Raw genomic sequence first — 9,647 nt, 5'->3', positions numbered from 1 at the left:
TCGATCAGATCAAGCAGGCGGCCGGGGGTGGCAACGAGGATGTCTGTGCCGCGTTCAAGCTTGTTGGCCTGCACGTTGAGAGACGCGCCGCCGATCACGAGGTTGATCCGCGTCCCCGTGCCTTTGGCAAAGCCGATCATCGCTTCCTGAATTTGTTTGGCCAGCTCACGCGTTGGCGCAAGGATAAGGCCGCGCACGGACTTGGGCTCAGGCTTGCCTTCCATACGGCCAATGGCTGTGAGGATGGGAAGGGAAAAGGCGGCTGTCTTGCCTGTGCCCGTCTGGGCGAGGCCGAGCACGTCACGACCGTTCATGGCGTGAGGGATGGCTTTGGCCTGAATGGGGGTCGGCTCTGTGAGGCCGAGCTCTTGCAAGTTTGTCGAAAGGCGGGCGGGTAGGCCCAGCATGTCAAAATCCAAAATGGATATCCTTATAGTGTGGTGCGCAAATGCGCGCGCAAAGGGCGCAGACACCCGATAAGGGGCCACGCGTTACGCTTGGGTGACGCTGAAAGCCAGATGCAGCCGAATTGCTACCACCCGCCTAAAGCGTGTGACCCCCCGCGTGAGATGGGAACCGTTGGGAAATTTGCACGCCGATCAGCGCCATGATGCGCGGCCCGCTCACGCGGCGGGCTCGACTTGTGCTGAGGAGGATATGGGGGAAGGGAAGGGATATGTCAATGGGGTCGGGTGGGCTAGCCGTTCGAGGCTTGCACTGTGACGTCGATATGTCTATACGCCGCGAGTGGCCAGTGCTGGCCGCAGAATCAAAATCAAGAAACGCCGTGTTCGCCCATTACCGCTTCGGGGGCGCTTCCGGCTAGGAGAAGCGACATGAAACTTCACGAACTGCGCGACAACGCTGGCGCAACAAAAGCCCGCAAACGTATTGGCCGTGGTCCAGGCTCCGGCACTGGTAAGACCGGTGGCCGTGGTATCAAGGGTCAAAAGTCACGTTCAGGTGTGGCGATCAAAGGCTTTGAAGGCGGCCAAATGCCGCTCTACCAACGCTTGCCAAAGCGTGGCTTCAACAAGCCAAACCGTAAGAAATTTGCTGTTATCAACCTTGGCCTCATCCAGAAATTTGTGGACGAGAAGAAGATTGATGCATCAGCGGCCATCACAGAAGAAGCACTCGTTGCAAGCGGCCTCGTGCGCCGCGTGCTCGACGGTGTGCGCGTTCTGGCGAAGGGCGAGATCACTGCCAAGTTGAACCTCGAAGTCACAGGCGCTTCTAAAGCTGCGATCGACGCAGTTGAAAAAGCAGGTGGCTCACTCAAGGTAACGGTCGCGGCAGCGGCAGAATAAGAGGTTGTGAGGCGCGCCTAAGCGCCTTACATACCCTTACAAGTTTTCCCAAAACGCCGCCTGTGCTTGGAAAATGCGCAGGCGGCGTTCATGCATAAGAGAGACCCTAATGGTATCCGCCGCAGAACAAATGGCCGCCAACACGAGCTGGGGGACGCTTTTTAAAGCTTCTGATCTGCGCTCGCGTATCCTTTTCACCCTTGGTTTGCTGATCGTTTATCGCCTTGGCACGTTTATTCCCGTACCGGGCATCGACGGCGCGGCGCTGCGCGAGTTTATGGAGCAGGCCGGGCAGGGCATCGGCGGGATGGTCTCGATGTTTACGGGCGGTGCGCTCGGACGGATGGGCATCTTTGCACTCGGAATTATGCCTTATATCTCCGCGAGCATTATTGTTCAGCTTCTGACGTCGATGGTTCCTGCATTGGAGCAGTTGAAGAAAGAGGGCGAACAGGGCCGCAAAAAAATCAACCAATACACGCGCTTCGGGACAGTTGCTCTGGCAACTCTGCAGTCCTACGGGCTTGCTGTGAGTATTTTTGGCGGCGATCTTGTGCAGCCGGATCTGCCCTATTGGTTCTTTGTGACCTCTTGCATGGTGACGCTGATCGGCGGCACGATGTTCCTGATGTGGCTCGGTGAGCAGATCACTGCTCGCGGGATTGGCAACGGGATTTCACTTATTATTTTCGTTGGTATCATTGCTGAAGTGCCTGCTGCTTTGGCGCAGTTCTTTAGCCAAGGTCGCTCTGGCGCAATCAGCCCGGCAGTTCTTATTGCTGTGATCCTGATGGTTGTTGGCACGATTATGTTTGTGGTGTTCATGGAGCGCGCCCTGCGCAAGATCCATATTCAATATCCGCGCCGCCAAGTTGGCATGAAGATGTATGACGGCGGCTCAAGCCACTTGCCCGTTAAGGTAAACCCTGCGGGCGTTATTCCTGCGATCTTCGCGAGCTCGCTTCTTTTGCTTCCAACGACGATCAGTACGTTCAGCGCACAAGGGTCAACTGGCCCTGTGATGTCTTGGCTCTTGGCGTTCTTTGGCCCAGGCCAGCCGCTTTACCTTTTGTTCTTTGCGGGCATGATCGTGTTCTTCGCGTATTTTTATACGTTCAATGTGAGCTTCAAGCCTGATGAGGTTGCGGACAATCTCAAGAACCAGTCCGGCTTTGTCCCCGGTGTGCGCCCCGGCAAGAAAACGGCGGAGTATCTGGAGTATGTCGTGAACCGTGTTCTGGTGCTTGGTGCGGCTTACCTTGCGGCAGTTTGTCTCCTTCCTGAGTTTCTGCGTGGTCAATTCACAATTCCGTTCTATTTTGGCGGCACATCGGTGCTGATTGTTGTGTCTGTGACAATGGACACAATCCAGCAAGTGCAGAGCCACTTGCTTGCGCACCAATATGAAGGTTTGATCGAAAGATCGCAGCTTTCTGGCAAGGGCCGGAAGCGCAAACGTAAAGGGACTACACGGCGATGAATATTATCCTACTCGGACCACCCGGAGCCGGAAAAGGCACGCAAGCAGGAAAACTTGTTGAAGAGCGCAATATGATTCAGCTCTCGACAGGCGACATGCTTCGTGAGGCGAAGACTTCGGGCACCGAGATGGGTAAAAAAGTTGCCGCGATCATGGATGCGGGCGAACTTGTCACCGACGAGATCGTGATTGGCCTCATTCGCGAGAAGCTTGAAGGCGATAAAAAGGGCGGCTTCATTTTTGATGGCTTCCCACGCACTTTGCCTCAGGCTGACGCTTTGGCGGATCTTCTCGACGAGAAAGGCGAGAGCCTTGATGTTGTGATCGAAATGCAGGTCAATGATGAGGTGCTCGTCGAGCGTATCCTCAACCGTGCTGCCGAAGCTGTCGCCGCTGGCGGCGAAGCGCGCGCGGACGACAACGCCGAAAGCCTCAAGGTTCGCCTCATGGCATACTACAAACAGACAGCTCCGCTGATTGGCTATTACTATGCTAAAGGCCAGCTGACATCTGTTGATGGACTTGGCGAGATTGAGGCTGTTAAGGCTGATATTGCGAAGGCTTTGGCGTAAGTCGGGTTTAGAGCTTTCAGAGGGGTTGACGCCCCACTGAAACACTCCTAAGACGCCCTATCTCTTGATTGAGTTTGATTCTGGTTTGGGTCGCCCCCAGGTCGAATCGCATCACCTCGAATTCAGCTGCGGCCCGAGCAAATGCTTCGGGCCTACGTTGTGAAAAAAGGGTCTGGAATTACGGACCCGCAACGAAAGGACAAAAGACGTATGGCACGTATCGCCGGCGTAAATATCCCGACCAATAAACGGGTCCCGATCGCCCTCACATATATCACTGGTATTGGTAACACTTCTGCCAAAGCCATCTGCGAAGCTGTTGGCATTGAAGCCAGCCGTCGCATCAACGAGCTGTCAGACGCCGAAGTGCTGGCCGTGCGTGAGCACATTGATGCGAACTACATGGTTGAAGGCGATCTTCGCCGTGAGACATCCATGAACATCAAGCGCGCAATGGACCTTGGCTCATACCGTGGTCTTCGTCACCGCCGCAACTTGCCTGTTCGTGGTCAGCGCACGCATACCAATGCGCGCACCCGCAAAGGCCCGGCGAAAGCAATCGCCGGCAAGAAGAAATAAGGGAGGGTTTAATCAATGGCACGTGATACAAAACGCACCAAGCGTAAGGTCTCCAAGAACATCGCCACAGGTGTGGCGCATGTTAACTCGTCCTTCAACAACACCAAGATCCTGATCTCGGATGTTCAAGGCAACGCAATTGCATGGTCTTCTTCAGGCACAATGGGCTTTAAAGGCTCACGTAAATCTACGCCCTATGCGGCGCAGATGGCTGCTGAAGATGCAGGCCGCAAGGCACAAGAGCACGGCGTCAAGACGCTTGAAGTTGAAGTTCAGGGCCCAGGCTCTGGCCGTGAATCAGCGCTCCGTGCGTTGGCGGCTGTTGGCTTCAACATCACGTCGATCCGTGACGTGACGCCTATGGCACACAACGGCTGCCGCCCACCAAAGCGTCGCCGCGTATAAGCAATCTACTCTTTGGGGCTGTGCATTCTGCGCGGCCCCATAACGTCATTTTAGCCTCGGGCGCGTGTGTCTTTAGGACATGGGACAACACGCAGGAATGGAGGGACGCATGATCCATAAGAATTGGCAGGAACTGATCAAGCCGACACAGCTTGATGTAAAGCCAGGCAACGACCCGTCGCGTCAGGCGACGCTGGTTGCAGAGCCGCTTGAGCGCGGCTTTGGTCTGACGCTCGGCAACGCCCTGCGCCGTATTCTGATGAGCTCGCTGCAAGGCGCGGCCATTACGTCGGTACAGATCGACAACGTATTGCACGAGTTCTCAAGTGTTGCTGGTGTGCGTGAAGACGTCACCGACATCGTCTTGAATCTCAAAGGCGTCGCCGTTCGTATGGACGTCGAAGGGCCAAAGCGTGTTTCTATCAATGCCAAAGGCCCAGGTGTTGTCACTGCTGGTGACATTTCCGACAGCGCTGGCATCGAAATCCTGAACCGTGACCACGTGATCTGCCACCTTGATGATGGCGCCGATCTCTACATGGAGCTGACTGTCAATACTGGCAAAGGCTATGTGGCTGCGGATAAGAACAAGCCAGAAGACGCACCTATCGGACTGATGCCGATCGATGCGATTTTCTCACCTGTGAAGCGTGTCAGCTATGACGTTCAGCCCACACGTGAAGGCCAGGTTCTGGACTATGATAAACTCACGATGAAAATCGAAACGGACGGCTCAGTAACGCCTGATGACGCGATGGCTTATGCTGCACGCATCTTGCAAGACCAGCTTTCTATCTTCGTGAACTTTGATGAGCCTGAGGCCGCTGGCCGTCAGGAAGAAGACGATGGTCTCGAGTTCAACCCACTTCTCCTGAAGAAAGTGGACGAGCTGGAACTGTCTGTTCGTTCGGCAAACTGCCTGAAGAACGACAACATCGTTTACATCGGCGATCTGATCCAGAAAACCGAAGCCGAAATGCTGCGCACGCCAAACTTTGGCCGCAAGTCGCTGAACGAGATCAAGGAAGTGCTTTCGGGCATGGGCTTGCACCTCGGCATGGACGTAGAAGACTGGCCACCAGACAATATCGAAGATCTGGCAAAGAAATTCGAAGACGCCTTTTAAGACTTAGTAGGGTGCGCACTGGCTGCGCACCTTGCTCACAACTGGGCATACCGCCCCAAGGAGAGCGGCTGACACGCATCGGCCGCCAGACAAAGCAAAAACGCTCGTAGAGAGCACATTTAGGAGAAGACTATGCGTCACGCACGTGGATACCGCCGCCTGAACCGCACACATGAGCACCGCAAGGCGCTCTTTGCAAACATGGCAGGCTCGCTTATCGAACATGAGCAAATCAAAACAACTTTGCCAAAAGCAAAAGAGCTGCGTCCGATCATCGAAAAGCTGATCACGCTTGGCAAGCGCGGCGATCTGCACGCGCGCCGTCAGGCTGCAAGCCAGCTCAAGCAAGATGCTTATGTTGCGAAACTTTTCGAAATCCTCGGCCCACGCTACAAAGACCGTCAAGGCGGCTATGTGCGCATCATGAAAGCGGGCTTCCGCTATGGTGACATGGCGCCGATGGCGATCATCGAATTCGTCGAGCGCGACGTTAACGCCAAGGGCGCAAACGACAAAGCCCGCGTGGCCGCTGAAGAAGCTGCCGACGAATAAGAATTTGCGCAATTGCGCATGAAGAAGCCCCTTGCGAGAGCAGGGGGCTTTTTTTGTGCGCGCTTGCAATCTGTCCCGCGGCTTCGCATATCATGGGGCAAGAAGGAGCCTGCCGATGTTAAGACTTTTTGTGATGATCTTCGCTTTGGGAGCGGCGCCTCTGCTGGCCGAAACGCGCGTGCCCGCAAGCCAAGCCGAGATCAGCCTTGGATTTGCGCCGCTGGTGAAGGCGGCCGCGCCGGCTGTTGTGAATATATACGTCAAGCGCGTGGTGCAGACGCGGTCTAGTCCGTTTCAGAATGATCCGCTCTTCGCCGATATGTTTCGTAACTTTGGTGAGCTGAAGCCGCGGGTCCAAAATTCGCTTGGCTCGGGCGTCATCCTGTCGAGCGACGGGTATGTGGTTTCAAACTATCATGTGGTGGGTGAGGCGACAGATATTCGCGTGGTGCTCAATGACCGAAGAGAATTTGATGCGCGGGTTGTTCTTGCCGATGAGGAAAGCGACCTGGCGCTTTTGCAGCTTGAGGACGCGAGTGGCATGCCGCATCTCAGCTTGCGTGACAGTGATACTGTCGATGTTGGTGAACTGGTTCTGGCGATCGGGAACCCGTTTGGCGTTGGGCAGACTGTCAGCTCGGGGATTGTGTCGGGATTGGCGCGTTCTGGCGGGGCGATGGGCTCGGCACGGGGGTATTTCATCCAGACAGATGCGCCGATCAATCCGGGCAATTCGGGCGGGGCTTTGATTGATGTGAACGGCGCTTTGATTGGCGTGAATACGCGAATTGTGAGCCGCTCGGGTGGCTCAAATGGTATCGGATTTGCGATCCCTGCGAAGCTTGTGGAGGCGTTTATGGAGCAGTCCGAGGCGGGCAACACGCGTTTTGAGCGGCCTTGGGCGGGGATCAACGGACAAATTGTGGACGGCGATATCGCGGAGAGCATTGGGCTTAGGGTTCCAAGCGGGATTATGATCACTGAGATGCACCGCGAGAGCCCGTTCTTTAAGGCAGGGATCGCGGCGGGGGATGTTATTCTGTCAGTTGATGAGCAGGCTGTGAATACGCCGTCTGAGATGATCTTTCGAATGAGCGTTGTCGGGATTGGTGAAGATGTGAAGGTTACATTTTTCCGTGAGCAGGAGATCGACAGCCGTGCTGTCACATTGATGAGCGCGCCAGATGTGCCTGAGCGCGCGCCTGTGGTGACAGGCGTTGAGACGCCGATGCCTGAGGTAACGTTGATCAATATCAATCCGAGGGTTTTGGCGCAGTTTGGTTTGCCTTTGTCTTCCGATGGTGTGGTTGTGGCCGAAACGGGGCCTTATGGCGCACGTGCAGGTTTGCGCGCGGGGGATGTGATTGCCGAGATCAACGGCGCACGGGTCTCTGACACGGGGGAGGCGCTGCGAAAGCTTGAAGCCTCTGGCCGCTGGCTCGGTTTGCTTATTGTGCGGGGCGGTAAACCGCTTCAGCTCAATTTCAGGCTCTGAGATGGCGGATCTGTTTGACAGCGCGCCCGAGGGCGGCAGAGCGAAAGCAGGGCCACGCCCCTTGGCAGACAAGCTGCGCCCCAAGGCGCTGAGCGAGGTGATCGGTCAGCCAAAAGTTATCGGCCCTGATGCACCGCTGACGGTCATGCTGGCGTCAGGCACGCTGACCTCGCTTGTCTTTTGGGGGCCGCCTGGTGTGGGCAAGACGACGATCGCGCGGCTTTTGGCGGATGAAACCGATCTGCATTTTGTTCAGATCAGCGCAATCTTCTCGGGTGTTGCGGACTTGAAGAAAGTCTTTGAGGCGGCCAAGCACAGACACGCCAACGGACAGGGTACGCTTCTGTTTGTAGATGAAATCCATCGATTCAATAAAGCCCAGCAGGACGGCTTTTTGCCCTTCATGGAGGACGGTACGATCCTGCTTGTCGGTGCGACAACCGAAAACCCGAGCTTTGAGCTGAATGCGGCTTTGCTGTCGCGGGCGCAGGTTTTGGTTCTGGAGCGCTTGGGGCTGGCTGATCTTGAGAAGCTTGCACAGCGCGCCGAGAAGGAGTTGGGACGTGCCTTGCCGCTTGATGGCCATGCGCGTGAGGCATTGCTTGAGATGGCTGATGGCGATGGGCGGGCCTTGCTTGGCTTGATTGAGCAAGTCAATGCGTGGAGCCTTACGAGGAAGCTTGACCGCGAGGCGCTGGCCAAGCGGCTGATGCGACGGGCGGCGAAATACGACAAATCAGGCGATGAGCACTACAACCTGATTTCTGCACTGCACAAATCTGTGCGCGGATCGGACCCAGACGCTGCGCTCTATTGGTTTGCGCGGATGCTGGAGGGCGGCGAAGACCCACGGTTTCTGGCGCGACGCCTGACGCGCATGGCGGTGGAAGACATCGGGCTGGCCGATATGCAGGCGCAGGATGTTTGTTTGCAAAGCTGGCAGACTTATGAGCGCCTTGGGAGCCCAGAAGGGGAACTGGCGCTGGCGCAAGCGGTGATTTATCTGGCCCTCGCGCCAAAATCTAACGCGGCTTACGTCGCTTACAAGGGGGCGCGCAAGGAAGCCAAGCGCACAGGCAGTGAGCCGCCCCCCAAGCATATCCTCAATGCGCCCACATCGCTTATGTCGGATCAGGGCTATGGCGCGGGCTACGCCTATGACCATGATGCGGAAAACGGATTCTCGGGGCAAAACTACTTCCCCGAGGCTATGAAGCGGCCTGTGCTGTATCAGCCTGTTGAGCGCGGCTTTGAACGCGAGCTCAAAAAGCGGGTCGATTGGTTCGCAAAACAGCGGCTTTCGCGGCAAAAAGCTGGCAAAACTTGACAAAGGGGCGCGCCCCTGAGACAGACCGCCCATGTTGACATCACTTTTACATGTAGCTCTTGGCGGGGCCCTTGGCGCGAGCGCGCGTTACTTGGTCGGCGTGGGGGCTGTTAGGCTCTTGGGTCATGGCTTTCCTTGGGCGACTTTGGTGGTCAATGTTCTTGGCAGCCTTGCGATGGGTGCACTTGTTGTGCTTTTGGCCCAGAAGGATGCGACCCGCTTGGCGCCTTTGTTGATGACGGGGCTGCTTGGCGGCTTTACGACGTTTTCGGCGTTTTCGCTTGATGCCGTCACGCTCTATGAGCGGGGACAGGTCGGCGCGGCGGCGGGATATGTTGCGGTGTCTGTGGTGTTCTCAATCGGCGCGCTGTTTGCGGGTATGACCCTTATGAAAGGAGCCCTCCAATGAGCGGCGTTCAAATGATTACTGTAGAGGCTGGCGAAGGCGACCAGCGTCTGGACCGCTGGTTGAAGCGGCGCTTTCCGATGCTCAAGCAGGGGCAGATCGAAAAGATGTGCCGTAAGGGTGACTTGCGTGTTGAAGGTGGGCGGGTGAAGACATCGACCCGCGTTGAAGAGGGCCAGAATGTGCGCATACCGCCGCTGCCTGAAACGCCCGCGCCTGAATATGAGCCACCGAGCAAAATTTCGGCGGCTGACGCCAATATGATCCAGTCTTGCGTGATGTATAAAGACGATCAGATGATCGTTCTGAACAAGCCGACAGGGCTTCCGACGCAGGGTGGCTCAAAGCAGCTGAAGCATGTCGACGGGTTGGCCGAGGCTTTGAAGTTCGGTTTT

General features: G+C 56.3%; 12 protein-coding genes. 11 read left to right on the top strand and 1 reads right to left on the bottom strand.

What is annotated here, in order from left to right; all coding sequences use genetic code 11:
• On the bottom strand, positions 1 to 419 hold a 419-nt coding region (locus P8O11_RS03705), incomplete at its 3' end, for a DEAD/DEAH box helicase (RefSeq protein ID WP_300291776.1).
• Between the two features lie 417 nt (positions 420 to 836).
• On the opposite strand from P8O11_RS03705, the gene rplO reads away from it, so the two are divergent.
• From rplO to P8O11_RS03650, 11 genes are all read left to right on the top strand, one after another.
• A complete protein-coding gene (gene rplO / locus P8O11_RS03700) occupies positions 837 to 1,310 on the top strand; it encodes a 50S ribosomal protein L15 (protein ID WP_300291774.1) in 474 nt (157 codons plus the stop codon).
• A gap of 109 nt (positions 1,311 to 1,419) precedes the next feature.
• A complete protein-coding gene (secY, locus tag P8O11_RS03695; protein ID WP_300291772.1) occupies positions 1,420 to 2,790 on the top strand; it encodes a preprotein translocase subunit SecY in 1,371 nt (456 codons plus the stop codon).
• Positions 2,787 to 3,362 (top strand): adenylate kinase, encoded by a 576-nt coding sequence (locus P8O11_RS03690; protein WP_300291770.1) that lies wholly within the window; start codon positions 2,787 to 2,789, stop codon positions 3,360 to 3,362. The genes secY and P8O11_RS03690 overlap by 4 nt, the downstream gene beginning before the upstream one ends.
• Positions 3,363 to 3,572: 210 nt before the next feature.
• Complete coding sequence (gene rpsM / locus P8O11_RS03685) at positions 3,573 to 3,941, top strand: 30S ribosomal protein S13 (protein ID WP_300291768.1); 369 nt, start codon at positions 3,573 to 3,575, stop codon at positions 3,939 to 3,941.
• A gap of 15 nt (positions 3,942 to 3,956) precedes the next feature.
• Positions 3,957 to 4,346, top strand: a complete 390-nt coding sequence (gene rpsK, locus P8O11_RS03680; protein ID WP_089887410.1) for a 30S ribosomal protein S11 — start codon at positions 3,957 to 3,959, stop codon at positions 4,344 to 4,346.
• Positions 4,347 to 4,455: 109 nt separating this feature from the next.
• Positions 4,456 to 5,472, top strand: coding sequence for a DNA-directed RNA polymerase subunit alpha (locus P8O11_RS03675; protein ID WP_273485827.1), 1,017 nt, complete (start codon positions 4,456 to 4,458; stop codon positions 5,470 to 5,472).
• A gap of 132 nt (positions 5,473 to 5,604) precedes the next feature.
• Positions 5,605 to 6,024, top strand: a complete 420-nt coding sequence (gene rplQ / locus P8O11_RS03670) for a 50S ribosomal protein L17 (protein ID WP_300291761.1) — start codon at positions 5,605 to 5,607, stop codon at positions 6,022 to 6,024.
• A 115-nt stretch (positions 6,025 to 6,139) separates the two neighbouring features.
• Positions 6,140 to 7,519, top strand: a complete 1,380-nt coding sequence (locus tag P8O11_RS03665) for a trypsin-like peptidase domain-containing protein (protein ID WP_300291759.1) — start codon at positions 6,140 to 6,142, stop codon at positions 7,517 to 7,519.
• A gap of 1 nt (position 7,520) precedes the next feature.
• Positions 7,521 to 8,846 carry a replication-associated recombination protein A gene (locus P8O11_RS03660; protein ID WP_300291757.1) on the top strand — a complete coding sequence of 442 codons (1,326 nt, stop codon included), beginning with the start codon at positions 7,521 to 7,523 and terminating at the stop codon, positions 8,844 to 8,846.
• Positions 8,847 to 8,877: 31 nt separating this feature from the next.
• The gene (gene crcB, locus P8O11_RS03655; RefSeq protein ID WP_273498420.1) at positions 8,878 to 9,255 is read left to right on the top strand and encodes a fluoride efflux transporter CrcB; all 378 of its coding nucleotides are present in this window, start codon (positions 8,878 to 8,880) and stop codon (positions 9,253 to 9,255) included.
• Positions 9,252 to 9,647, top strand: a 396-nt coding sequence (locus P8O11_RS03650; protein ID WP_367186829.1) for a S4 domain-containing protein, incomplete at its 3' end; no start/stop codon positions are given. The genes crcB and P8O11_RS03650, both read left to right, overlap by 4 nt.

The sequence above is a fragment of the Lentibacter sp. genome (assembly GCF_029254145.1).
GTDB lineage: Bacteria > Pseudomonadota > Alphaproteobacteria > Rhodobacterales > Rhodobacteraceae > Lentibacter.
This window is presented reverse-complemented; position numbering and strand designations above follow the sequence as displayed.

Bases quoted from the DNA above. Each gene is read 5' to 3' on its own strand.
- P8O11_RS03675 (WP_273485827.1), top strand. From the start codon at position 4,456: ATGATCCATAAGAATTGGCAGGAACTGATCAAGCCGACACAGCTTGAT.
- rplQ (WP_300291761.1), top strand. From the start codon at position 5,605: ATGCGTCACGCACGTGGATACCGCCGCCTGAACCGCACACATGAGCAC.
- P8O11_RS03660 (WP_300291757.1), top strand. From the start codon at position 7,521: ATGGCGGATCTGTTTGACAGCGCGCCCGAGGGCGGCAGAGCGAAAGCA.
- secY (WP_300291772.1), top strand. From the start codon at position 1,420: ATGGTATCCGCCGCAGAACAAATGGCCGCCAACACGAGCTGGGGGACG.
- crcB (WP_273498420.1), top strand. From the start codon at position 8,878: ATGTTGACATCACTTTTACATGTAGCTCTTGGCGGGGCCCTTGGCGCG.
- P8O11_RS03690 (WP_300291770.1), top strand. From the start codon at position 2,787: ATGAATATTATCCTACTCGGACCACCCGGAGCCGGAAAAGGCACGCAA.
- rpsK (WP_089887410.1), top strand. From the start codon at position 3,957: ATGGCACGTGATACAAAACGCACCAAGCGTAAGGTCTCCAAGAACATC.
- rplO (WP_300291774.1), top strand. From the start codon at position 837: ATGAAACTTCACGAACTGCGCGACAACGCTGGCGCAACAAAAGCCCGC.
- P8O11_RS03665 (WP_300291759.1), top strand. From the start codon at position 6,140: ATGTTAAGACTTTTTGTGATGATCTTCGCTTTGGGAGCGGCGCCTCTG.
- rpsM (WP_300291768.1), top strand. From the start codon at position 3,573: ATGGCACGTATCGCCGGCGTAAATATCCCGACCAATAAACGGGTCCCG.